At 49.2% G+C, this 24,020-nt stretch carries 23 protein-coding genes and 1 pseudogene; 13 read left to right on the top strand and 11 right to left on the bottom strand.

Annotated elements, in window-relative coordinates; all coding sequences use genetic code 11:
* Window positions 1–202: 202 nt before the first annotated feature.
* Both P3X23_RS01200 and pseI read left to right on the top strand, forming a co-directional pair.
* Window positions 203–688, top strand: coding sequence for a hypothetical protein (locus P3X23_RS01200; RefSeq protein ID WP_300872308.1), 486 nt, complete (start codon window positions 203–205; stop codon window positions 686–688).
* Entirely contained in the window at window positions 685–1,716 is a 1,032-nt protein-coding gene (gene pseI, locus P3X23_RS01195) for a pseudaminic acid synthase (RefSeq protein WP_300872306.1), read from the top strand. The genes P3X23_RS01200 and pseI overlap by 4 nt, the downstream gene beginning before the upstream one ends.
* 726 nt (window positions 1,717–2,442) lie before the next feature.
* Here pseI and P3X23_RS01190 read toward each other — a convergent pair.
* The 3 genes from P3X23_RS01190 to P3X23_RS01180 form a co-directional block, all read right to left on the bottom strand.
* Window positions 2,443–3,159 carry a heme oxygenase (biliverdin-producing) gene (locus P3X23_RS01190; protein WP_300872305.1) on the bottom strand — a complete coding sequence of 239 codons (717 nt, stop codon included), beginning with the start codon at window positions 3,157–3,159 and terminating at the stop codon, window positions 2,443–2,445.
* Window positions 3,160–3,257: 98 nt separating this feature from the next.
* A complete protein-coding gene (gene argH / locus P3X23_RS01185; RefSeq protein WP_300872303.1) occupies window positions 3,258–4,649 on the bottom strand; it encodes an argininosuccinate lyase in 1,392 nt (463 codons plus the stop codon).
* A gap of 15 nt (window positions 4,650–4,664) precedes the next feature.
* Window positions 4,665–4,868 (bottom strand): hypothetical protein, encoded by a 204-nt coding sequence (locus P3X23_RS01180; protein WP_300872300.1) that lies wholly within the window; start codon window positions 4,866–4,868, stop codon window positions 4,665–4,667.
* Between the two features lie 215 nt (window positions 4,869–5,083).
* Here P3X23_RS01180 and ispG point away from each other — a divergent pair, with 215 nt between their 5' ends.
* Window positions 5,084–6,292 carry a (E)-4-hydroxy-3-methylbut-2-enyl-diphosphate synthase gene (gene ispG / locus P3X23_RS01175; protein ID WP_300872310.1) on the top strand — a complete coding sequence of 403 codons (1,209 nt, stop codon included), beginning with the start codon at window positions 5,084–5,086 and terminating at the stop codon, window positions 6,290–6,292.
* A gap of 29 nt (window positions 6,293–6,321) precedes the next feature.
* On the top strand, window positions 6,322–6,666 hold the full coding sequence (locus P3X23_RS01170) for a histidine triad nucleotide-binding protein (RefSeq protein WP_300872297.1): 345 nt from the start codon (window positions 6,322–6,324) through the stop codon (window positions 6,664–6,666).
* A gap of 25 nt (window positions 6,667–6,691) precedes the next feature.
* Here the strand turns inward: P3X23_RS01170 and P3X23_RS01165 are convergent, their stop codons facing one another.
* Window positions 6,692–8,029 carry a MotA/TolQ/ExbB proton channel family protein gene (locus tag P3X23_RS01165; RefSeq protein ID WP_300872295.1) on the bottom strand — a complete coding sequence of 446 codons (1,338 nt, stop codon included), beginning with the start codon at window positions 8,027–8,029 and terminating at the stop codon, window positions 6,692–6,694.
* 403 nt (window positions 8,030–8,432) lie between these two features.
* Between P3X23_RS01165 and P3X23_RS11880 the strand changes: the two are divergent.
* Together P3X23_RS11880 and P3X23_RS01140 are read left to right on the top strand one after the other, a co-directional pair.
* A pseudogene (locus tag P3X23_RS11880) lies at window positions 8,433–11,466 on the top strand (tubulin-like doman-containing protein).
* Window positions 11,467–11,548: 82 nt separating this feature from the next.
* Complete coding sequence (locus P3X23_RS01140; protein ID WP_300872289.1) at window positions 11,549–12,016, top strand: type IV pilin-like G/H family protein; 468 nt, start codon at window positions 11,549–11,551, stop codon at window positions 12,014–12,016.
* Here the strand turns inward: P3X23_RS01140 and P3X23_RS01135 are convergent.
* Window positions 12,013–12,381, bottom strand: coding sequence for a helix-turn-helix transcriptional regulator (locus tag P3X23_RS01135; protein ID WP_300872287.1), 369 nt, complete (start codon window positions 12,379–12,381; stop codon window positions 12,013–12,015). The genes P3X23_RS01140 and P3X23_RS01135 overlap by 4 nt on opposite strands.
* 119 nt (window positions 12,382–12,500) lie before the next feature.
* On the opposite strand from P3X23_RS01135, the gene P3X23_RS01130 reads away from it, so the two are divergent.
* Complete coding sequence (locus P3X23_RS01130) at window positions 12,501–12,668, top strand: metallothionein (RefSeq protein ID WP_300872285.1); 168 nt, start codon at window positions 12,501–12,503, stop codon at window positions 12,666–12,668.
* Window positions 12,669–12,674: 6 nt separating this feature from the next.
* On the opposite strand, the gene P3X23_RS01125 is transcribed toward P3X23_RS01130, so the two are convergent.
* From P3X23_RS01125 to P3X23_RS01115, 3 genes are read right to left on the bottom strand one after another with little or no spacing between them, the layout of a single operon-like run.
* Window positions 12,675–13,661, bottom strand: coding sequence for a glycosyltransferase family A protein (locus tag P3X23_RS01125; protein WP_300872283.1), 987 nt, complete (start codon window positions 13,659–13,661; stop codon window positions 12,675–12,677).
* Window positions 13,658–14,404, bottom strand: coding sequence for a glycosyltransferase (locus P3X23_RS01120; RefSeq protein WP_300872281.1), 747 nt, complete (start codon window positions 14,402–14,404; stop codon window positions 13,658–13,660). Before P3X23_RS01120 ends, P3X23_RS01125 begins: the two co-directional genes overlap by 4 nt.
* A 30-nt stretch (window positions 14,405–14,434) precedes the next feature.
* Window positions 14,435–14,854 (bottom strand): DUF4168 domain-containing protein, encoded by a 420-nt coding sequence (locus P3X23_RS01115; protein WP_300872279.1) that lies wholly within the window; start codon window positions 14,852–14,854, stop codon window positions 14,435–14,437.
* A gap of 313 nt (window positions 14,855–15,167) precedes the next feature.
* Here P3X23_RS01115 and psaC point away from each other — a divergent pair, with 313 nt between their 5' ends.
* Window positions 15,168–15,413, top strand: coding sequence for a photosystem I iron-sulfur center protein PsaC (psaC, locus tag P3X23_RS01110; RefSeq protein ID WP_011056855.1), 246 nt, complete (start codon window positions 15,168–15,170; stop codon window positions 15,411–15,413).
* Between the two features lie 89 nt (window positions 15,414–15,502).
* Here psaC and P3X23_RS01105 read toward each other — a convergent pair whose 3' ends face one another.
* On the bottom strand, window positions 15,503–15,811 hold the full coding sequence (locus P3X23_RS01105; protein WP_300872277.1) for a hypothetical protein: 309 nt from the start codon (window positions 15,809–15,811) through the stop codon (window positions 15,503–15,505).
* Between the two features lie 145 nt (window positions 15,812–15,956).
* On the opposite strand from P3X23_RS01105, the gene P3X23_RS01100 reads away from it, so the two are divergent.
* The 5 genes from P3X23_RS01100 (at window position 15,957) to P3X23_RS01080 (ending at window position 21,722) form a co-directional block, all read left to right on the top strand.
* Window positions 15,957–16,427, top strand: a complete 471-nt coding sequence (locus P3X23_RS01100) for a type IV pilin protein (protein WP_300872274.1) — start codon at window positions 15,957–15,959, stop codon at window positions 16,425–16,427.
* A gap of 169 nt (window positions 16,428–16,596) precedes the next feature.
* Window positions 16,597–18,573, top strand: a complete 1,977-nt coding sequence (locus tag P3X23_RS01095) for a glycosyltransferase family 4 protein (RefSeq protein WP_367186462.1) — start codon at window positions 16,597–16,599, stop codon at window positions 18,571–18,573.
* A 243-nt stretch (window positions 18,574–18,816) separates the two neighbouring features.
* On the top strand, window positions 18,817–19,977 hold the full coding sequence (locus P3X23_RS01090; RefSeq protein WP_300872270.1) for a hypothetical protein: 1,161 nt from the start codon (window positions 18,817–18,819) through the stop codon (window positions 19,975–19,977).
* A 198-nt stretch (window positions 19,978–20,175) separates the two neighbouring features.
* Window positions 20,176–20,472 carry a ferredoxin PetF1 gene (petF1, locus tag P3X23_RS01085; protein WP_011056851.1) on the top strand — a complete coding sequence of 99 codons (297 nt, stop codon included), beginning with the start codon at window positions 20,176–20,178 and terminating at the stop codon, window positions 20,470–20,472.
* Between the two features lie 107 nt (window positions 20,473–20,579).
* Window positions 20,580–21,722 carry a GNAT family N-acetyltransferase gene (locus tag P3X23_RS01080; protein WP_300872267.1) on the top strand — a complete coding sequence of 381 codons (1,143 nt, stop codon included), beginning with the start codon at window positions 20,580–20,582 and terminating at the stop codon, window positions 21,720–21,722.
* Here the strand turns inward: P3X23_RS01080 and P3X23_RS01075 are convergent.
* Together P3X23_RS01075 and P3X23_RS01070 are read right to left on the bottom strand one after the other, a co-directional pair.
* Window positions 21,719–22,459, bottom strand: coding sequence for a hypothetical protein (locus P3X23_RS01075; RefSeq protein ID WP_300872265.1), 741 nt, complete (start codon window positions 22,457–22,459; stop codon window positions 21,719–21,721). The two genes, P3X23_RS01080 and P3X23_RS01075, sit on opposite strands and share 4 nt — an antisense overlap.
* Window positions 22,460–22,500: 41 nt before the next feature.
* The gene (locus P3X23_RS01070; protein ID WP_300872263.1) at window positions 22,501–23,976 is read right to left on the bottom strand and encodes a hypothetical protein; all 1,476 of its coding nucleotides are present in this window, start codon (window positions 23,974–23,976) and stop codon (window positions 22,501–22,503) included.
* Window positions 23,977–24,020: the final 44 nt, after the last annotated feature.

Raw genomic sequence — 24,020 nt, 5'->3', positions numbered from 1 at the left:
ACCAACAAACAGGTAGTAACATCAATATATATAAAACTCTCTGGCCAAAGAATTAAGTACTAAAGTAATATTAAATAATATCGAGACGGACTTAACTTAACAGAACCTCAATTCTATTAATCCCAATTGGGTATTCATACTTCATTGGTCAAGTATTATCCCTGAAGAGGTTTATACTAACTTTCGGGTTGTAGTTTTCCACATGACTGATTTGCCCTTTGGGCGTGGCGGTAGCCCTCTTCAAAATCTGATTCTAAGAGGCTATGAGGATACAGTAATCAGTGCAATCCAATGTGTTAAAGAAATAGATGCTGGCCCAGTTTATCTTAAGGAGCGTCTAAACCTGAATGGGACAGCAGATGAAATACTTATTAGAGCAAGCAAAATTATCGAAAAGATGATTGTTAAGATTGTTCGAGAAAATCCTACCCCTTTTCCTCAAGTGGGAGAAGTATCTATATTTAAGCGTCGACAACCTCATCAAAGCAAAATTGATTTTCATGAAGTTAAAACCTTAGATAAATTTTATGACTACATCCGCATGCTTGATGGAGAAGGTTATCCGAATGCTTTTATTGAAGTTGGTAATTTCCGCATTTCATTCCACTCCCCTCATTTACGGTCTGGTTGTGTAGAAAGTCAAGTTAAGATAGAGCTTATCCATAAATCTGGGGAAGGTAGTCAATGATACTAAGTTGGAACAGGCAGCAACCATTTATCATTGCTGAAATGTCAGGAAACCATAATCAATCTCTCGAAACAGCTCTGAAAATTGTAGAGGCAGTGTCTCAAACAGGTGCTCATGGACTGAAGTTGCAAACCTACACTGCCGATACAATGACAATCAACTGCAACAAAGATGGCTTTTTTATAACAGATGAAAGTAGTTTATGGAAGGGGGAATATCTTTACAACCTGTACCAAAAAGCCTATACCCCTTGGGAATGGCACCAACCAATTTTTGAAAAGGCTAAGGAACTAGGTTTGATAGCCTTCAGTACCCCTTTTGATTTAACGGCGGTTGATTTTTTAGAGGAGTTAGGTTGCCCGATTTACAAAATCGCCTCGTTTGAGAATGTGGATTTGCGTTTGGTAAAGCGGGTAGCGGAAACGGGTAAGCCTATCATCATATCCACAGGCATGGCGACGCTTGCAGAACTCGATGAAGCAGTGCGAACAATTCGGGAAGCAGGAAATGACCAAATTACGCTGTTGAAGTGTACCAGTACCTATCCTGCCGATCCGCAGGATTCTAATTTACGCACTATTCCGCATCTAAAGGAACTGTTTGGCTGTGAGGTAGGACTGTCTGATCACACGTTAGGAATTGGGGTAGCAGTGGCGGCAGTTGCCCTAGGCGCAACGGTAATTGAAAAGCATTTTACCCTTAGCCGAGCCGAGGGAGGAGTGGATGCGGCGTTTAGTTTGGAACCCCAAGAAATGAAACTATTGGTTGAGGAAACCCAGCGGGCGTATCAGGCTCTGGGGAAGGTTCACTATGGCCCTACGGAATCGGAGAAACAGTCGTTGGTTTACCGCCGCTCGTTATACTTTGTCAAAGACATGGCGGCAGGTGAAGTGATCACGCCAGAGTGTATTCGCTCGATTCGTCCCGGATATGGCTTGCCGCCTAAATACTACAACATCCTCTTAGTCAAACAAGTGAATCGGGCTATTGAGCGGGGTTCTGCTGTTTCATGGGAGTATATTGGCTGAGCTTAGAGGCGGAGTGGTTCTTCAAAAACTTGGACTTTAGAAAAGGGACACGTTTGAGGCAACGTTTCAGGGTCAAGGTGTTTCTCGATTGAGCGACCTTACCAGCGGAGGCTGCTGTACGTCTCGATGACCCAACTGTACCCAGCAATTTGAGGTGGCAATTTTGACCATTAGTTACACCCTCGACCCGATGAGCATCGCTCTAAAAAAAACAAATGCGTTACTGAGAACCATGTAAGGAAGAGCGACAAGCGTATCTAGAGCAACTCCAGACATGGATAGAGACAGAAGTGTTGAAGATAGATTGAGAGACTAGAAAAAAGGGAAGGAGTATTCCTCCCTTAAAAAGAAGAAAAAAGAACAATTTATCATGGCATCCTTTGAAAAGATTATTTAAGTCTATCCTCGAACATCTTAGCCCTTGTGACTATGCTGTTTTGAACTTGCAACCACTGCTCAAAATCTGGCTGACGTATGTTCTAGACCCCAGCTTAACGAGATGGGAGCCTTGTTTTATTGGCTAAATCGGTCAAGAATACAGGTGGAGAATGGGTTACCCTAAGGAATACCCTCGAAAATCTTTATAAGAACTCTGCACCACCTGACACTTGACCGACACACCTGCTTGGATTGCCAACACAGACATCTATGAGTATGAGTGCTGCTTCCTTGGGGGCATTACCGTGACGGGGATACTGGTAAAGGCCTTTCAGTTTACCCTCTGAGCTATTCAGCCGTAGCCAATTCGGTGCTGCCCCGCTGTTTGCGGCGGGTAAGGGTATTGAAGAGCAACTGCCCAATGGCCTTGATGAGATTGCCCTCCAACTCTTGAAAGATTTTCATGTTCATGCCAAAGGCAGCATTGGCCTCCTCCACGATTCGGTTGGCTGTCGCTTCATCCACTGCCATTTCATCCAAACGTTGGCGATACAGTTGCTTAAAGGCCTTTTCGTCACTAATGGATTCAAAGCGATAGAAGGCAGTGCCTTCCCCCTCTGGAAGATTCATGGCACGTTCAGCAATCCCCTTGAGGATTTGGCCACCAGAGAGATCGCCTAGGTAACGGGTGTAGGAGTGCGCTACCAAGAGTTCTGGGGCAGTGTTGGCCACTTCGTGAATGCGGGCCACATAGGCCTGCGTGGCTGGTGAAGGGGTAATTTCTTCTCGCCAGTTGGAACCAAAGTAGTAAGTGAGATCTCGCTCAAGGCTAGTTTTTCGATTCAGCTCGGGAAAGTAAATTTTACCCACGATGGGATGGTCTTTGAGACGTTCTATCTCCTGTTCCATGGCACTGTAAACGTGATAGAGGCTGGCAACGAGCTTACGGTAGGAGCTTTTTTCTACAGTGCCTTTGAGAAAGCAGCGCACAAAGCCAACGTTCTCGGCCATGGTGTGGGCTTTTTTGGTGCCTTCACGCAATTTCGTCGCTAGAGACGTCGTCATCACGAAATCCTTCTTAAAAATTTGCAACGTTTTGTTTCTAAAACTGACCGTATATCCAGTCTATTTCTCAGGCTAAGGGCAAATGACACCTTTTTTCATTAAAAATCATTAAGGCGATCGCGCGCCGTAGCGAGGGCTTGGCGCACCTGATCAAACCCCGTTCCCCCATAGCTGTTGCGGGCAGCCACTACCTGCCGCGGTGCAATCCGGTCGTAAATATCGGCGGCAAAGGCGGGGTGCAGGGCTTGCCATTCTTCAAGGGTCAAGTCTTTGAGGAATTTCCCCTGAGCAAGGCAGGTTTTCACCACTCGCCCCACCAAGTTATAGGCCTCGCGGAAGGGCACCCCTTTACTCGCTAGGTAATCGGCCACATCGGTGGCATTGGCAAAATCTTGGGCAACTGCGGCCGCCAAGCGTTCAGACTGAAACACCACCCCTTCTGCCATGAGAATAGTCATGGCCTCTAGACAGGCGCGGACTGTATCAACGGCATCGAAAAGGGCTTCTTTATCTTCTTGGAGATCTTTGTTGTAGGCCAAGGGCAGGCCCTTCATGATGACCAAGAGGGCTTGCAAATGGCCAAAGACCCGCCCCGTTTTTCCCCGCACCAACTCCGGTACATCGGGATTTTTCTTTTGAGGCATGATGCTAGAACCGGTGGCACAGGTGTCGCTGAGCTTGACAAAGGCAAATTCCTCCGAAGCCCACAGGATGATTTCTTCTGCTAAACGCGATAAATGCACCATGATCAAGCTGGCGGCACAGAGAAACTCAATGGCAAAATCGCGATCGCTGACGGCATCGAGGCTATTGCGATAGGGTTCCCGAAAGCCTAACAACTTAGCTGTGTAGTGGCGATCGATGGGAAACGTTGTTCCCGCTAGGGCACCGGCTCCTAAGGGACACACATTTACCCGTTGCCGAATTTGTTGCAGTCGCTCAATGTCTCGCTGGGTCATTTCCACATAGGCCAGCAGATGGTGAGCCAAGCTCAGGGGTTGTGCCCGTTGCAGGTGGGTGTAGCCGGGAATAAGGGTTTCCACGTGGGACTCTGCTAGATCGAGGAGGGTGCGCTGCCACTGCTGCAACTGCTGAAGAATTTGGTCAATTTCTGAGCGCAGGTAAAGGCGAATATCGGTGCCCACTTGGTCGTTGCGCGATCGCGCCGTATGGAGTTTTTTCCCCACTTCCCCGACCAATTCTATCAGGCGGCGTTCAACGGCAAAGTGCACATCCTCCGCTTCAACACCGGGGCTAAACTGACCAGCGCGGTATTCTTGGCGAATTTGCTCTAGGCCTTGGATCAGCGTTTCTGCTTCCGCAGGGGAAATAATTCCGGCTTTGGCCAGCATGCGGGCATGGGCTTGAGAGCCGGTAAGGTCGTACTCAATTAAGCGCAGGTCAAAACCAATACTGGCATTAAAGCGGGCGATCGCCGGGTGGAGGGCTTGTTCAAAGCGTTGGCTCCAAGGCTGGGACTGGGCGGTCACTGGCAGCTCGCAGGGCTAGAAGTTCAGCAGCTTACCAAAGATCCAACCAATGGCAAAACCAATGATCACTGCCCATAGTTGGCCAGAATCAACAAAGTTTGCCCAAGCTTTGGCCACGTCTTCCCCTAGCGTATCTTTGAACTTTTGGGCAACGATAATCTGCGGTTCAACAGTTATCTGGGTAGTAATCAGGTAGTTGGGTGTCGGGTTCATAGCCATGGGCGGGAAACGCAACTCAAATTTATCCTAGCGGAGGCAGGGGCAATCGTAAATCATGGGGGGAACTATAACATCAGTAAGTAAGTGTATGGTTAAAAATCTTTGATTTCAAAAGAATAATGGCAAGTGCTTTAGCGGGCGATCGCCTGCTGCATCTGGCTGCTTCTGTGGCATCCTGAAAGGGAGAAGTTGTGCAATTTGACCCCCCAAATCCTATGCAAACACTGCCGAGTCCTGTTCAAGCCACGCCGACAGAAACTGCCATTGTCCGTCGCAAAACCCGTCCTGTGCCCATTGGCTCGGTCATTATTGGTGGCGGTCATCCCGTAGCGGTGCAGTCCATGATTAATGAGGACACCCTAGATATTGAAGCTTCCGTAGCCGCCATTCGTCGTCTCCATGAGATTGGCTGTGAGATTGTGCGGGTCACAGTGCCCAGCCTTGCCCATGCCAAAGCCATGGAAGAGATTCGCGATCGCCTTTACAAAACCTATAAACCCGTGCCCCTTGTAGCTGATGTTCATCACAACGGCATGAAAATTGCCCTTGAAGTGGCTAAATATGTGGACAATGTGCGGATTAATCCGGGGCTATACGTCTTTGAGAAACCCAAACCTGATCGCACTGAATACACTCAAGCCGAGTTTGAAGAAATTGGTGCCAAAATTCGCGAAACCCTTGAGCCACTGGTCATCTCACTACGGGATCAGGGCAAATCCATGCGCATTGGCGTCAATCACGGTTCCCTTGCCGAGCGGATGCTCTTTACCTATGGCGATACCCCAGAAGGCATGGTGGAGTCGGCCTTAGAATTTATCCGTATTTGCGAGTCCTTGAACTTCTACAATCTGGAAATTTCCCTTAAAGCCTCACGTGTGCCGGTCATGATTGCCGCCAACCGTCTCATGGTCAAGCGCATGGATGAACTGGGCATGGACTACCCCTTGCACTTGGGGGTCACCGAAGCCGGGGATGGAGAGTATGGCCGCATCAAATCCACCGCCGGTATTGCTACGCTCTTGGCTGAAGGTATTGGGGATACGATTCGCGTTTCCCTAACGGAAGCACCGGAAAAAGAAATTCCCGTCTGCTACGGTATTTTGCAAGCTCTAGGGCTGCGGCGAACCATGGTGGAGTATGTGGCTTGTCCCTCCTGTGGGCGGACGCTCTTTAACCTTGAGGAAGTGTTGCACAAAGTCCGCGAAGCCACCAAACATCTGACGGGGCTGAACATCGCTGTTATGGGCTGTATTGTCAATGGTCCTGGCGAAATGGCTGACGCTGACTACGGCTATGTCGGCAAACAACCCGGCTACATCTCCCTCTATCGCGGCCGTGAAGAGGTCAAGAAAGTTCCCGAAGCCGAAGGCGTTGCTGCCCTGGTGGAATTAATTAAGGCCGATGGCCGCTGGGTCGATCCTTAAACCATTAGGCATTTGTAGGGAGTCAGACGATGACCACAGAAACCATTTTTAGTCGCATCATTCGCCGCGAGATTCCTGCGGATATTGTCCACGAAGATGAGCTGTGTTTGGCCTTTCGTGACATTAATCCCCAGGCGCCCGTGCATATTCTGGTGATTCCCAAAAAGCCGATTCCCCAACTCAGCTTGGCAGAAGCGGAGGATCACCGCGTGCTGGGACACCTCTTGCTCACCGCTAAACGTATTGCGGAGGCAGAGGGCTTAACGAATGGCTACCGCGTTGTCATTAACAATGGCCCTGATGGCGGTCAAACGATCTATCATCTGCACCTCCACCTACTGGGCGGTCGCCCCCTGCAGTGGCCACCGGGTTAAACCACCCAGATGCTCTGAGGCTCATTTAGCTTTGGGAGTGGCTCCCATCGGCGCTACTGGGCTGCTCCACGAGCGTCACCCGTCGCGGTTGAGCCAGTTGTCGCAGAACGGGCTGTAGGTTATTCAGGGTGTGGTTGAGGCTATCGAGAAGCAGTTGCAGATTGCCGGTATCAGCAAGGGCTTGCAGAGCTTGGTTAAGGGTTTCCAATAGCTGGAGTCGTTGTTGCAGGGTGCGATCGCTCTGGGCAAGGAGTTGGGCAATGTACTGACTCTGTTGCTGCAGTTCTTGGGCAATGGCGGTCTGTTGCTGATTGACCCGTGCTAGCAGTTCCCCTTGGCTGTACTGAATCTGAGTCACGAGGTGCTCAAACTGCTGAATAGACTGTTTCTGGCATTTCTTCAGTGTGGCCACAAATTGCTGCCGATCGCTGAGCACGGCACAAGCCAGTTGATTGAAGTTATCCAAGAGTTGTTGGAGCCCTTTCTCTGTGGGCAACTCCCTACGAATTGTTTCTTGAATTACTTCTTGGAGAGTTTTGCAATCTACCCCTGCGGGCGTACTCGTAACGGGGAGTCGAGGCAGCAGTTGATCGTTAATGTAGGTGTCAATTTGCAGCAGCAGCTTATTCTCCCAGCGCTCAACGATCACCATCGGGATCATTGCCAGAATACTGAGCACCAAGGCCACTAAGGTGGTGTCAAAGGCCACCGCTAGCCCTGTTGTCACACTACCAATTCCCTCCTTGATTTGGTTCACGTCCTGAGCCGTCTCCAAAAAGCTGGAAAAGCCACTGACAGCTTGGCTAATTCCGACCACGGTGCCAATAAAGCCCAACAGGGGAATTGCCCAGACCAAGACGCGGGGAATCGTATAGGAGGCATCGGTGGCTGCTGCGGCACTACCACTATCTTCTGCGGCGGCTTCAACAGCCACTTCCCGTTGGCCACTACTGAGAAATGCTGCTAGAACACGGGCACAGCGATTGGGAAGGAGTGTCCGCCGTTGGGCAAGGGTTTGCTGCAACTGCAAAATATCCCGCATGGAGGCAAAGGGATAATTGGCGGGGATCCAGATTTGACGGAGGCTGGGTGCCTCTTGTAAGAGGGCGATCGCCTTCAAAATCGTAAACACAAAGACTGTCCACGCAAAAAAAACAGCCACGGGTTGTGTCCAGCCCCGGTTGAGCAGCAGTTGACCAATGTAGGTTCCCTGTAAGGGCAACAGGAAAATATAAAGAATACCAGTGGCAACAGCAGCGATCGCTAACGCTAACCACAGAAAAACGGTGAGATCGCGGCGGGGAACCGCCACGGGCGTTAGGGAAGCGGCAGTTGTTGTCGAAACGGAAGAAGAAACTGTCATGACGATACTCAGGGGGCAACCATTTTTCAATCTATCGTGAAGGAGCCTTAAATTTCGGGAACCGCTGCTGCTTGCGGCCGCTCCTGTCCAATTACTGCGAAAAGAGGGCAAGAACACCACCGGCAATCCTCCAAAGCGGGGGAGTCAGGAGGGGCGCAAAGCCGTGCTGTTTCAAAGCGCCACCTAACCCTAAAGGTTGCATTGAACAGCTTTTGTCCAAGGGAACTTCCGTGCCTTCTCTAATAAACCTGTTGGAAACTTAAAACTCTCCTATTGTAGAAATGCTGAACTATTAAAAATGGCTGGCTGTATTACTGCAAAAACTTTTATGAAACGTTGCGATCGCCAGATTTCGCGGACATTCTTGCCAGGATCGGGGTGATTTGCGGCGGAGAGAGCAACCATGCCTGCACAGGTGGAAGAAAAATCAATTGTGCCAACGGTAGTTGTGGGGGTGGGTGGCACAGGGATTGAGGTGCTATCGCGGGTGCGGCGGTTAGTGGAGGAAACCTACGGTAGTCTAAAACAGTTTCCTGTGATTAGCTTCCTTGCCATTGACACCGATCGCGACTACAAAGTCAGTAACCCCCTCGCTGCCGGCTCTCCCCTCAAAGACAACGAAAAGCACTGGGCCAGTGTCAGTGGCAAAAATGTGCAGCAAATCATTCAAAACCTCGACAACTACCCATGGATTGCCTCTTGGTTTCCCAAAGAACTGGAGCGCAACATTACTGCCCTAGAGGCCGGCGCAGGACAAATCCGTGCCTGTGGTCGATTTGCCTTCTTTTGCAATTATCATGCCATCCAACAGAAGTTCCAAGCGGCTAGCGATCGCGTCAAAGGTCACGAAAGTTTTATGCAAAGTCGCTATGGCCTCAAGGTTAACAACAGTAGCTTAAATGTCTTTATTACGGGTTCCCTCTCTGGGGGCACCGGCAGCGGTATGCTCATTAGATCTTGGTTATTGTGTGCGTCACTGGCTCAAGGGGCAGTCAAGTCCTCTGGTTACGGGAATTGTGCCCATGCCCAATACCTTTGCTGCAATTAGTGTCGGCGATCGCGTACTGGCGAATGGTTATGCCGCCAACTCAGTTACTTTGCCGACTACCGCACCGAATACGTGGCGCAATTTAGCAGTAGCCTCAGCGATGAAGTGCGCTATACTTGTCCACCCTTTGACTTTACTTACCTTGTGGGCACCAAAAATGGCGAGAGTGAATTCAAGCTCGATGAGATCCGTGAGATGATTGCTCAGAATATCTTTTTAGATCTCACTTCTGACTTTGCTCCCCACAAACGCTCCATTCGTGACAATATTAAGGCGGCTTGGGCATCTCAGGATGCTGGGGGTCGGGGCTATCCCAAGAGCTTTATGGCCTTCGGTCTGAAATTCCCATTGCCCAAATTCGCGCTTCCTTGACCTATCGCCTCTGCCAAGATTTTATCCATTGGTGGCTCAATGAGTCTGTACAACTGCCACCGCAGCTATTAGAGGTCACCCAGAGCCTCCTAAAACCAATGAACTTGTTGGATATAGATTTGGTGCTGGCCCTAGCAGCCGCTGGCGATCGCCCCTACATGCAGGTCAATGATCTGCGCCATCAAATTAGCCGTGAAAACCTCTTGGAATGTACCCAACAGGGTGTGGGGGGCATGATTGGTGCCGAGAAGGGGAAAATTTTAAAATTTGTGCCTTGGCTCAGTGAACAGGTGGACAACTACCGGGCTGCCCACCTGCGCGAACTTAGCCCCGATGAGCGCCTCCATGGTGACTTTTTGCAGCGCATGTATGACAACCGCAATCAAATTATCCAGCAGGCTCTAGAAGGAATTGAGGGAAGTTTCAATGCCATCATTCAAGCCAAAGCCCACTTTCTGGCTAAGGAAGTGATGGACAAACTGGAGGAATGGCTGCAAGGGATGGAGGCGCGTCTTGCTAAGCTTAACCAGCGTCTGCTCAATTTGCGGGATGGCTTCAAGACAATGGCTGATAGCCAAGCGGATAGTGCCGATGCCCTGCGGATCAATGGCGTCAAGCTCTACGATCGCCAAGAACTCAACAATCTTTATCAAGACCTCGTCGAACGCTATGCGGGCGCCAATACCGGAGTGGCCTCCACATTTACCATTGGCCTCAATCAACTCTGTACTACGACAGCAACAACGGTGTTGCAGGAGGCCAGTCCGCTCTGGAAGGAAACCCGTACCGCCAATAAGGTCATGCGTCTATTGGATTTGGCGCAACTTGCGGATGTCCAAGAAAGTGACTGCGGGAGATTATCCAAGAAACGGTACGCCGCACTGTGCAAAATGCCCCGCAAGAGAGCCGCCTTGTACGGGATTTGACGGCTTGCGATCGCCTGTTGCAGTTTTATCGCAATGACGAAGCCGAGATTCTCAATGCCCTGCGCATCGCTGACCAAAAATCAAAGCCCCTTCTATTGCTCTCGCAGGCAGTCATGAGCGGTCGCGATGCCGGCTTCACTCCTTCGCTGAATACCAATATTGCCATTGTTGGCGGTGAAAATACGGCTGATTTGGCGGCCAGAAAACTGATTCCCCTGCTAAAAAACTTAGTCAAACCCAATGGCCAAAGTATGACTAGTGATGACATTAAACCCTTGGGCGATCGCGAGCGCCACCGCATTGTCTTTGTCCAAGAAATGGGCGGCTTTTCCCTGCGCTGTATTGAGGGCATGGCTGAGCTGCGCCAGTCCTATCAAGATTGGCGAGGCCAAATGATTACCGCCAAACGCGCCCGCCTGCAGGGGGAAAATCGGGATTTACCCATCCCTGTCCATCTCCAAAAGGATCCGCCTTTTTGGGATGTCTTTCCAGAGAACCCACAAATTTTGAAACTGGTGGTAACTGCCCGTGCCCTCCATGTCCTCAAACAAGCAGAAAACCGTGCCACCCGCGAAATCACTATCCGCTACACACGCCATACTGCCGTTGGCCCTGAAGACGTGGACATTGCCGCCAACTGGGAGGAAGTGACCCCAGTTTTAGAGGTGCTCGCCTGTCGTCCCGATTTAGAGGAAATTCAGCGCCAAGTGACGGTTATCCTCAAGGCAGCGGCCACCCCAGAACAAAAGCAAGCCCTCTACGCGCATTTACTGAACTACCTGAAGCGGCGCGAGGAAGAACTTCACAAAGCTGGAGGACGCGATAGTCTTGAATACAAACGGGAAGCTGCCATTCTTCAAGAGGTGATCCAAGCCTATCAATTGGCTCAAGAAACACCCGCCTCTAGCTCCACGCTAATGCCCCCTGTCCCTGAACCACCCCCACCCCAGCCTGAACCGACACCTGAAACCACTGCTTCAACGAATCCCTCTGGGTTAGAGCAACTGCAACAACTGATGGCCATGTACCAGCAGGGGCTACTTTCAGAAGCAGAGTTCCAAGCAGCAAAGAAAAAACTGCTGGGACTGTAGAGGTGACCCTGCAATTTTACAGAGATTTCTGGGAATGCTTTAGGGTAAGGACAAGCATCAAGTATCATTCTAGGACGTGCTTATGTCTCCCTACCGCACCACTCCGCTTTGGCTTTATCGCTCCCTCGTCCTTGCAAAAGGCTTTACCCTTATTGAACTACTCGTCGTCGTCATTATTATTGCCATTTTGTCGGCGATCGCCCTCCCCTCAATGCTTAATCAAGCCATCAAAGCCCGTGAAGCCCAAGCCAAAACAAATATTGGTGCCGTAAATCGTGCTCAACAGGCCTACCGGCTAGCTCATCCCACCTTTACAAATAACATAGCAAATCTACAAATTGGCTTTAGTGATACACCTGACTATAACTACGCAATCACCGTTGCGAATAGTAATTATGCTGAATTCCAAGCCACTCCTGAGCGTGCCGAATTAAAAGCCTTTACAGGTTGCACCTACGCTACATTTACAACATTGACCACAACCCAAATTTTAGAAACTGCTCCTTCAGCTAACGGCATTGCTGTGGCGCCTTCTTGTCCTTCCCCCTAGGCAACTGATTCGTCTTCCTCGAGGTGCTCAGCAACAGCCTCATAGAGCATTAACACGTGGTGGTCGAGCAGTTGATAAAAGATATGTCGTCCTTGGCGACGAAAACTCACCAGTCGCAGAGCCTTGAGTATTCGCAATTGGTGAGATACAGCGGACTCACTCATTTCTAGAGCCAAGGCAATATCGCCAACGCAAAACTCCCCTTGTGCCAGCAGCGCCACAATCCGCAGTCGGTTGGCATCAGCTAGGAGGCCAAAAAATTGCGCCATCCGTTGGGCTTTTTCTGCAGAGAGCAGGCGATCGCTTGCCTTTGCCAACGCTTCAGGACAATGGGGATGGGTAACAGAAAGAGTTTTAAGATTCATACTTCTATCATAGGCGCTGCCTAGACAATCAATAATTGATTGACATTTGAACAAGTATTCAGATATATTGAAAAAGAGGCTAGCTATGCCTCCCTTCAATCCCCATTTGGAGAAACGCTATGACAACGATTACGCAAATGAAATGTGCTTGTCCTCACTGTCTGTGTATTGTCTCCCTCAGCGAGGCCATCATGGTTGACGGCAAACCCTACTGCTCTGAAGTCTGTGCTAATGGCACCTGCAAAGAAAGCGGTGGCTGTGGTCATCCGGGCTGTAACTGTGGTTAAGACAAGCTAGGGCTGAGGAAGAGAGGAAGGGCGCCCTTCCCTATTAGAAAAAGTAAACTGTGCTAGCTGCCGTTGATGCCGATGGCGGAATGCTTTGATTTGTTTCAAAAAACTTGCTGGCAGAGCATTCCAGAAAGCCAACAAAACAATTGTCGTATAACATCTTCCTTGCCATGCCAAGCGGAGAAGCGTCCTCATTGCTATGGGAACCTGTTGAATTTTGGCGTTGATTAAAATTGTCAGGGCAATACGCTGAAAACAAGCTTGAATTCCCCTGTGATGAGCGCGAGGTGTTTCTGGCGAACGCAGCAGTTCTATTAAAAAGGCCAATGAGGCAGGAATAAAAGGAGTGTGAGGCTCACCGCAGCGATTTTCTGCATCTTGGTTGTAGATTGCCGTTACTGTTGCTTCATGGGCAACGGGAAATCGCAAAGCCAATGTGCACCAAGTGATGTAGTCTTCATTAAGTCTGACGCCCAATGGAAAGCCCCCCACAGCCAATAAATGCTCTTTTCGGACGCAACAGGTTGAAGAATTAACAATGCTCAATCCTTTGGCATAGGCTTCAAAGAAAGGATCGACAATGCCTCGCCATCCGTTTGAAAAAGGAGAAGGGGGTAAGTGATACTCGCCATTGCGGCGAATAACACAAAAAGTGCTCCACAGAGAAGCAGTTGGAAAATCGCAGATCAGGGCTTGTAGCGTTGCTAGATGCTCAGGCAACCATTCGTCATCCGCATCCAGAAAAGCAACATAGGGTTCAGTAGCCTCTGCTACTCCTCGATTGCGGGCGGCACTCACCCCTTGATTGGTCTGTTGAATCAAACGTACACCGCGCCCTCTAAATTCCTGAACAATTGCTGCACCACCATCTGTTGAGCCATCGTCCACAACAATCACTTCAGCCGCTGGACTGGTTTGCCGCAAAACACTCTCAAGGGTATGACCAATGTGGGCGGCCTTGTTGTATAGAGGAATAACGACAGAAATCATACTCTTTGCTTCTGGAGACGAGGCCAGCATCTTATCAACCGATAGAGCAGTAGCAATGTTGAGAGCACCAGTGAATGACCTAATTTAACTTGAATACGATATCGTTCGACAATCCAGCCCAGCGGATCGCGGCCGCTCGTACCCTGTGGACAATAGCGCCCTGCAATAAAGTCTCTAAAGACAACCCTCGCCCCTTGGCGTATTGCTTGTAAAATGAATAACTGATCTGCTAACAGAGGGAAGTAATGAGAGTATGCCCCCACTTCTTTGTGCAAGTCCCGTCGAATGGCTAGACCTACGGCATGGCCAGTAACATAGGCCTGCATTCCTCTGAGCCATTCCCAAGCGGGTTGTCGAATCCCTGCAACAAGTTGATCACCGGCGTAGTAGCAAGCTGTAACCAAATCCGCCCTAGTTTCTCCACATGCTCTTTTGTAATTGGCAACGGCTTCAGGAAACAAGACATCATCTGCACCAACAACCACGTAGTAGTCCCCCGAGGCGAGTTTGACCGCACGGTTCAACGCATCATAAATTCCAAAGTCTGGCCGTGAATCCACCTTCACTGTTTTCAGTTGGGATTTTGCCCTGTCTATGAGTTCCAATGTTTGGTCTGTGGAGTTGCCGTCGGCCACCACCCATTCAAAATCGGGATCTGTTTGAGCCGCTAAGGAGGCAATCAAGTTAGGCAGATAACTCTCAGCATTATAAGTCGCTGTAATAATACTTAAACTAGGTGGCATAAGGTTATTGACTTGTTGAAGGTAGCAAAGCTAGTGTTGCTGTAACCGCAGCATTTCAGCCTGAATGCGTTGAGTAAAGGCACTGTCCTGCTGCGCCCGCCGTGTGATCCCATTGAATTGATCTAGGGTCATATTATACTTTTTCAGTACCTGCATTGCCTCGCGCATATAGTTGGCGCAAATGGTTTCTAGGCCAATGGGGATATTTTGGGGATTCATACCAAAGCAAGAATTCCGAGGTACTTGACCTTGGAAAACCGCTTGGGCTTGGCGATAGTATCGTTGGCGGATGGGTTCAATCTCTAGAACCACGTGGGCGTAGTTCATAATCTCCCGTCGGTCAATCATTTCTGGGCGTGGGGCAGTCTGAGCAAAGGAACGAAGTGAGGGCACAGGTGCCAACAGCAGACCTGCACCACATACAGCAAGGGGCAACCACTTCCAAGCCATTGACCACCACCCACAACGCATCGGACAACACTGTATTTGGAATTTTAAGAATCCCTTGAAGTTCCTCAAGTAGCGGTCATTAAAACCTGTTTTGGGCAAGATTGAAGCTATGATAGCCGAATTTACTAGACTTTACAAAAAAGTTACATTCTTTGAAGTTTGTGCATCCGCGCCGCTTCACCACCCGCCCCTGCGGTATCCTAAATCTCGGTATTTATCTCCAGACTGCCCCTATTGTCGGAGCTAAGGGCTTCCCTGAGCTGACCGTAGGGCAACTCGCTGACATCCTGATTGTTTTAGGAGCGGATATTCCATGGCTCACACCGTCAAAATCTACGATACCTGCATTGGCTGCACCCAGTGTGTGCGCGCCTGCCCCACTGATGTACTGGAAATGGTGCCTTGGGATGGCTGCAAAGCCGGGCAAATTGCCTCTTCCCCCCGTACGGAAGACTGTGTTGGCTGCAAACGCTGCGAAACAGCCTGCCCTACGGACTTTTTGAGCATTCGCGTTTATTTAGGAGCAGAAACTACCCGCAGCATGGGGCTGGCCTACTAGTTGCCTCTGATTACAAAAGGGGCGACAAACTTTGCCTAGGCTTGAGATAAATTTCCCTTGTCTCAAGTCTTTTATTTTTGCCCTAGCCCTTAGGACTCGTTTTCATGACTTAGGCGATGCTGCAGGTCATCCACTGCTTCATTGATCTGGGCTATCTTGGCTTCCAGTTCTAGCCGCATGGATTCCATCAGGCGTTCATCATTGCCGTTGAGAGATTCAGTCCTCCCTTGCTTTGAGGATTGCCGCTGGTTACTGGAATTCTCTCTGACCAGCAGAGTGACGAGAGAGCCGACAATACCCCCTACCACTGCACCAACCACAAAGCCCCACCCAAAACCATTGCCGCGGTTTTCCATAACAGCTAGCCGACCGACAGACCAGAGTTGCCTAGTTGACACCCAACCCTACTTTAACAGATTGCTTCCCTAGGGAACGGCAAAAAAACTCAGGGAATTTTTGGGTCGCTGTTAATTTTGCCCCCTAAGGTGGGTATGTTCTGATCTAGAGACAGACAAGTGTCTTGAACCAGGAGTTTAGGAAACTATGAAAACCGAACTGAAAGCCAAATTCCTCCAGCACCTGCTGGCCAAGAAAAAAGCCGATGAAGGTTTTACCCTCATTGAGCTGCTGGTGGTGGTCATCATCATTGGTATCCTCGCCGCCATTGCTCTGCCTTCGATGCTCAACCAAGCCGCCAAAGCCCGCCTAGCGTCTGCAAAAAATACAATTGGTGCCATTAACCGCGCTCAACAAGCTTTCCGCTTGGAAAATCCTCGGTTTGCAGCAAACCTGAATGAATTGCGGATAGGTGTTTCTGCACCTGAGGGTTATGGGAATATTACCGTTGCAGCCAACGAGGGAAAAGATGCTTATGCTAAAACAAGTGCTACTGATCCTCAGGGAACTGGAGTCATAGGCTGTGTAACAGTTGATCAGGCCACTGGCGTTACAACGGCTTCAATAAAAGAGGGCAGCGGAAACAACGCAAACCAAGCTCCTGACACCTGTTCATAATCTACTACCAATAATCCACCACAAAATAATAATAGTAGTGGTAGCTAATACTGGTGGTGGTAACAATCTTGTAAGAACAAAGATAGAGCCAAGATATAGCTTATATCTTGGCTTTTTTCTCATTGAACAGAAACCAGCTTGAGCAATTAGGTTGACTCTCTTTAACTCCATGCGCATTCTTTTTATTGATTGGATTCGTTGGCAGTACACCCTCAATACGCCCTATTCAGCTCCTTTAGGTGGCTCCCAATCCGCCCTGTGCTACCTAGCTGACCAGTTGCAACAACGGGGGCACGAGGTCTGGCTTTTTAACAATACTCCCCAGATCCAGTCTGTCTATCATGTTCCCCATCTACCCCTCTCTTGGCTGACATTGCCTTTCCTAGAGGACTTGCGTCCTGATGTGGCTATTCTCCTAAGTACAGCACTGACCACTGACCAGCTGCGTTCCGTTTTACCGCCACAAACGCGTTTACTGCTGTGGGCACACCATGCAGCTGATCAAACTGCTGTCAAGCCCTTGAGTACACAAGAGACTCACAAGTTGTATGACCAAATTGTTGTGGTGAGTCAGTGGCAGAAGCAGCAGTACATCCACGAATTTAAGCTGCCAGCCGAAAGGATAACAGTTCTACAAAACGCTGTTGCTCCCTGCTTTGAAAACCTTTTTGCTCCAGAAGAATCTATCCTTAAAGCAAAAGCACATCCTCTGACATTGGCCTACACCAGTACGCCCTTTCGGGGGTTAAATTTGCTGCTGGAGTTGATGCCGTCCCTTGAGGTCACTCATCCTGCCATACGTCTCAACGTCTATTCCAGCATGAAGGTGTATCAAACAAACAACGAGGAGGACTGGCAGCGATACGGAAATTTGTATCAACGTTGCCATGAATTGCCAAATGTCAATTACATCGGGTCATTGCCTCAGCCTGAATTAGCTCAAGTTCTTAGATCGACCGCCATTTGGGCTTATACCAATACCTTTGCTGAAACTTTCTGTATTTCGGCGCTGGAAGCAATGGCCAGTGGCTGCTACATTATCACGAGCGAGTTTGGTGCCCTGCCCGAAACAACAGCAGGCTTTGCTGATTTAATTCCTTTTCCTGCAGATAACTATCTAGACGTCTACAAACAGGCGCTGGAGCGGGTAATCCAGCGCTTTGAAAATCCCCAAGAGCAGGCTGACCTTGATGCCCATCTGCGGGCGCAGGTGGATTACATTAATGGTTGCTGCACATGGTCAAGGCGTGCCTACGAATGGGAGCATTATCTAGAACAGTTGCTCAGAGGGCCGGCCATTGTTCTCGACAATTGGCAACGGCGACTGCAGTACTATTTTGAACATCAGCAATATAAAGAGGTATTGTCTGCCTGCGAAGCTTTGATTAATCAGTTTCCCGATGCATATTCTTGGGTCGCTTATCAAGGAGCTGCTTACATTGCCCTCGGTTTAGAAACAGAAGCACAACTCCTGTGGTCGGTCTATTTGAGTCATTTTACGGCAGCAGAGCAAGATGAAATTACTGAAACATGGTCACAAATTCTACTAGAGATAGCCAATATTAGCTCTAATAGTCAGGAAATACAGTTTGCACTTGTGGGTTATGCCTATGACTTTTCCCCGAGTCTCAAGGGAGCGTTAAAACTGCTTGAAATTTCCTTGAAGCTTAACCTAGGAATAGATCAAGTTGGTCATTTCTTAAATCAGGTTATTGGTTTAATTGACACCGGTAAAGAGATAGAAAATACTGAAACAAACGACCTGATTCAGTTGGTAGAGCAGTTAATTGCATATGACCTAAATACACCATACTTAACTGAATTTATCGAAGCTCTAGGTCAATATCCTTCTCTGCAGCAGCATCTCAGTAAAATTATATTTGAACTCCTGAAAAATGATCCTCAGAAATTTGCTCCTACTTTTGCTAGCGTTTATCTTAAAATTGCAGAAGATAAATTTGGATTATATGAATTTCTTGCTCGTATCTGTTGTGAAGCAAAGTTGGATGAGCTGGCTTTCTATTGTGTCAATAAACTCTTTGATTTCTCGTTAAACTCATTGGGAAAAGACATTGGAATTCTTTCTAAGCTTCACGTACTACAAACTTTTAAGTATGATCTAAATTACTCTGCTTTAGTGACTTAGCTCTATGATGATTGGATTGAAAACGCTGAGAGATCCAATTCTTACCTTGCAGATAATATTAGAAACGGCCAAATTGATTTTGGTACTATTTTTTACGGAATTAGTTCTTATTTTTACTTGACACACCAATTTGATGATCCTGCCAAAGTCAAGCCAATCTATAATAAACGCAACAATATATTTTATTGCAATGCTTGTCATGTTCTACCCATTGCCAACCCCAATGCTCCATCAAAAAAATCTGTGGACTATTCCACAACAGTTTTATCAACTGAAAAAATTAAGGTCGGCTTTATTGGCAACTGTTTCTTGACTCATCCTGTCGCTTACCAAATTCGCGCTTTCATTCGGCTCTACAATCGTAGTGAATTTGAATTTTATGGCTATAATCCATGGTTTTGCTCAGCGAAAGAAGATGAACTATCTCAATGGTTTCAAGCTACTTTTGATCACTTTTACTCGTTTGGAACAGATGCCTTTGGAATTGCTCAGCAAATTCACGATGATAAGATTGACGTGCTCATTGATCTAGATAGCTGTACTAGCGATATAACATATCAAGTTCTAACGTTGAAGGCAGCTGCCATTCAAGCCACTTGGGTAGGCTTTGATGCAATTGGGCTGCCGACGGTGGACTATTTTATTGTCGATCCCTATGTTCTTCCCCAAGGTGCTCAAGCATGGTACACAGAAACCCTGTGGCGTTTACCGGATTGTTACCTTTCCCTCGATGGTTATGAGGTGGCCAATAAAGCAGGGATTCGGGAACAGCTAGGTTTGAGCACCGACACGGTTGTTTTTATGTGTGCCCAGCGCGCTAGCAAGATTCAGCCAGAGATTCTAAAGCTACAGTTTGCCATTGTGGAGGCAGTTCCCAATGCAGTGCTCATCATTAAGTATCACCGTAGCAGCAAGGTTTTTGAGGAATGGTGTCGCAGCTTTGCGCAGGCAAATCAGTTTGACGTGAGCAAGCTTTACTTCTTGACGCCAAATCCCCCGCAGATTCACCGTGCAAACTATTATGAGGTGGATGTGGTCTTGGATACGTATCCCTATGCAGGGGGCGGGATGAGTCTAGAAGCACTCTGGATGGAGGTGCCAATTGTCACCAAGGTAGGCCAGCAGTTTGTAGCGCGGCATACCTATACATTTTTGAAGAACGTGGGTGTGGAGGAGGGAATTGCTTGGACGGATGAGGAGTACGTGAATTGGGGCATTCGCTTTGGCACGGAACCAGACCTGCGGCAGCGGGTAAGCTGGAAACTACGGCAGGCAAAGCGCTCTGCCCCTCTTTGGAACCCGCAGCGTTTTAGTCGCGAAATGGAGAAAGCCCTCTCAGCAATGGTGCACCGCTATCGGACAGGGGAGTTGGTGGTGCCGCCGCGCCATTGTGTCGGTGAATAGAGCTAGGCATCGAGTTTGCTTAATTTTCTCCATAGGTTTCAATGTCTATAAGTATTTCAGATACCTTGGGAGCCTCGAATTACGAAAACGATACAAAGCCTGACTTGAATCCAACTATCAAGGCTGGGGTTTTCCCCTAGTATCTAAATTGGAGCGTGATGGCTCCCTGCCTTTTCCATACATGAGAGGACAAGATTCATGGCAACCTACAAAGTAACGCTTGTGCGTCCTGATGGAAGCGAAACAACCATTGATGTGCCCGAAGATGAGTACATTCTAGATGTGGCGGAAGAGCAAGGCCTAGACCTGCCCTTCTCCTGCCGTGCTGGTGCTTGCTCTACCTGTGCTGGTAAGCTGTTGGAAGGGGAAGTGGATCAGTCGGATCAGTCCTTCTTAGATGATGATCAAATCGAGAAGGGCTTTGTGCTCACCTGTGTCGCCTATCCCCGTTCTGACTGTAAAATTCTTACCAACCAAGAGGAAGAACTCTACTAAGGCCATTTTAGGCAATGTTATTGGGGCGGTTGTCGTGAGGCGTCGCCCCTTTATTTTTACTTTGGGGCTGGAGTCCTTAAGATAGAGGTAGTGATTGGTGCCCGCTCATGGTTTCCGACTTGCCCTCTACTAATGATTTGATGATTCGCCCCTTAACCTATCGGGATGTGGAAGTAGTGGAACAGCGGCTGTGCCATGAAGGGATACATGACCAAGGTTTTGGCTTGCCCTCCTTAGGGAACGGATGGATGACCTCGCCGCTGCATTTATTGCAATGGCTAACGGGGATGAGTAAGCAACGCATTTATGTTGCCGAGCGGGACAATCAAGTGTTAGGCGTTGTCCAAGTTGCTCCTTTTAATGAAAATCGCACCACATGGCAGGTGCAACAATTGGCTGCCCAAGAGTTTACGGAGGTCGGCACGCAACTACTGCGCCATTGTTTTAGTACTCTTGTGGAAGCCCGCACTTGGATCGTGGAAATTAATATTGACCACCGTGAGGCCTTAGACCTCTACCGTCAAAATGGCTTCCAACCTTTGGCGCATCTCACCTACTGGCAGATTTCAGTGGATCAGTTGACAGAACTGGCACAGGGCACGCCGTCTCTCCCTAATCTGCTGAAGGTTACGAATGCTGATGCACGGTTACTGCATGAGTTAGATACGATGTCTATGCCGGCACTCGTGCGCCAAGTGTTTAATCGCCACTATCGGGATTTTCAAACCGGTCTTTTGGATTGGCTACAGCACGGTTTGGCGAGTTGGTCGCAACAAGTGCAAGTACACCGTGCCTATGTGTTTGAACCGCAGCGCAAGGTGGCGATCGCGTCCTATGCACTCCATACCACCAAAGATGGATACACTCCCCATTGGCTAGACTTAACGGTGCATCCAGCTTATACCCACCTGTATCCAGAGATTTTGACGCATATTGCCCAGTTGGTACAGTCTTACCCTGCAGTTCCTTTATTACTGTCCTCTACCGATTACCAAGGGGAGCGGGAAGCCTACCTTGAACGTTGGGCAAAACCCATCCGTCGCACTTTGATGATGTCCCGTTCGGTGTGGCACAAGGTGCGGGAGGTGCGATCGCCCCTCCCCGAAGGTCTGACGTTATCAGAAGTATTGCAAGGGTTGCCAACTCACCGCCGCCCTCAACCGGGGCAGATCAATACTCAGAAGGGGGCACAAGCCTACTACCATGAGCACTCATCCGAAAAGACGTCGCCCCCGAAAGCTCAATCTTAATCTTGAGAGAGGGAGATTTCTGAGGTTTCAGTGTATCCTTGAAGGGTCTGCAAAAGACGTTGGATCGCTGTTTCCTTGTCAAGGGGCATCCGCTCAGGTTCAGCAGTCAACATGGATTGGGTGAGTTGTGGCAGATTTTCAAAGAGTTGGTTGTAGGTATTGCTCTTGGTCGTCAAAGCTGTGTTCTGCGGCAGATTAAGGAAGCTAATTTGCTCGGGCAAGTAGAAGATGGGCTGTAGTTGCTCTAGGGGAAAAGTGCTATAGCCTTGGGCATCGGCTGGGTGGTGTTGCCAATAGTCCAAGAGGGTCTGGCGATCGCAAAAACCCAGCATCTGTGCCTGCCGGCGATCGCGATCCAAACCAACAGCCACTGCCAAATCGGCGTTAATGACCCCCAAAAATGTGGGGCAATGAATCCGCAGCGCATCTCCCTGCTCGACGGGATAGAGGGATAACTGCACCCCTTCCAAATTAAGATCCGCAATGTCCACAAGGTCAAGAACTTCTGGCCGCTCGCACCAAGTGGTACTCAAGGTTAGTTCATCGGGCAGATCATCCAAATCATCCTGCTTACTGGGAACTCCCTCATTTTCCCACCAGTCTATGAACGAATAAAGCGCAACCAAATAGGGGAGAACCTGCCGTTGCCGACTGGGACGACATCCCTGAAGCACCGCATGGGCAGCATCCAATGTCAGGGAACGAATGGGAACAGTCGGTGCCAAAAAGGAAATCATAGCCGTCGTCATCCAAATCAAGTACGAAAAAGCGAGGCTGCCTAGGGAAGGTAGTAAATGTCGTTATGCTCACACCACTGGGCAAGTTTGGCCTCTATTTGCTCATCAATTTGTTTGGCTGTGCAGAGGCCACGGGCATAGTCAGGGTGAATTTCACGGCGGGCTTGCCGTCGCTGGTGGGGGCTGGAGATTGATTGGGTTTCATACCATTGCCTCATCCATTGCGGAATTTGGGGATCTTGAAAGAATTTACGGTAGAGCCACAGCCGATATTCACGACCGAGGCAGCGAGAGATTGTGGGCTGGCTAACAAAAAGTTCGCGGGCAATTTCCGCTTGGGTACGGCGACGCTCACACCAATCCCTCACCCATGTCGGCGTTTGCGGATCATTGAGAAACTCCACCATGCACTCTACTCCTTGGCCATTGCTAGTTGGCAGTGTGCGGGTATCGGGATAGTTGTCAATCCACTCTTGGTTGCTATCCGTTGAACAAATGTTGAGAGAGCGGGTGGACTGGACGTAGCGTCCGAGAATGCGCCGCACCTGTTGATGAATATTGCGGGTGTATTCAATTGTCCAGCCTAGGAGTTGAGCAATGTGCTGACGCAAACGAGTGGTTGACGCCCGAATACGGGGATCGGTAATCTCCGTTTGCACGATTGTAATTAACTGTGCACAGGCTTTGGGATCAATTTCTCGCTGCACCTCAGGAGGCGCCGCCTGATAGCGATCTTGAAAGACTTGTAGGGCACGGTTGTCATAAAAGAGCAGTTCGTCGGCTTCGCGTTTGAGCAGTTTGCGTTTTTCATCCGCCAGTTTGTTGCTGATCACAGTGCGCACCCATGCCTCAAAGGTGGGACGACCATGACCGGTGGCACCAAAGGGCTTGAGGGGATCAAAGGATTTCATTGCTTCCCAGAGCCAGCTTGTGAGATTGCTTTGGCAGTGTTCGGGATCAGGGCTACCCAGACAGACGCTACGCAGCAGATCGCGGTACTCCTGGCGAAATCGGGGGGATAGGAGAACCGTTGCCCCGAGTTCTTGGCGTAGGCACTGAATAAAGAAGGCGAGAAAACACTCCGCCTCAGTCAGTTTAGGCAAAGGGGTGCGATTCACAACAGTGGGGCGGCTAAAGGCCAAGACGAGCTGCTTGAGGGGTTGATTGCACTGGCTGCGATTGAGGCGATCGCACTCATCTTGAATGACGGTGGCGGGAATTTGCAGTAACCGTAGCACCGTTTTTTGCACTGCCTGCTGTTGCAGTTGATCGCGGCTGAAGTTTTCTAGACAGTGGGGAAAGAGACGAAAATAGGCTTCCACCAGGCGTTGTAGATAGCCACCGCGTTGACTTAAAGGGGCATCAATGTTGCGCTCTAGGATCGCTCGCAGGGTTTGAAGGAGGGGCTTCATCACGGCGGGCGATCGCTCCCCAGTTAAGTAACGAGACCGAGCCGCCTGCCATAGCTGCGGCAGTTGTTCCACCTCAAGATCAGGACTGCGGGTCGAGAGACTCATCCGAAATGGGCAACATGAAAAGAGTTACTGACCATAGTAGCGGT

The sequence above is a fragment of the Thermosynechococcus sp. Uc genome, from assembly GCF_029335995.1.
GTDB lineage: Bacteria > Cyanobacteriota > Cyanobacteriia > Thermosynechococcales > Thermosynechococcaceae > Thermosynechococcus.
The sequence above is the reverse complement of the archived record's forward strand: the minus strand, read 5'-3'. Positions and strand labels throughout refer to the sequence as shown.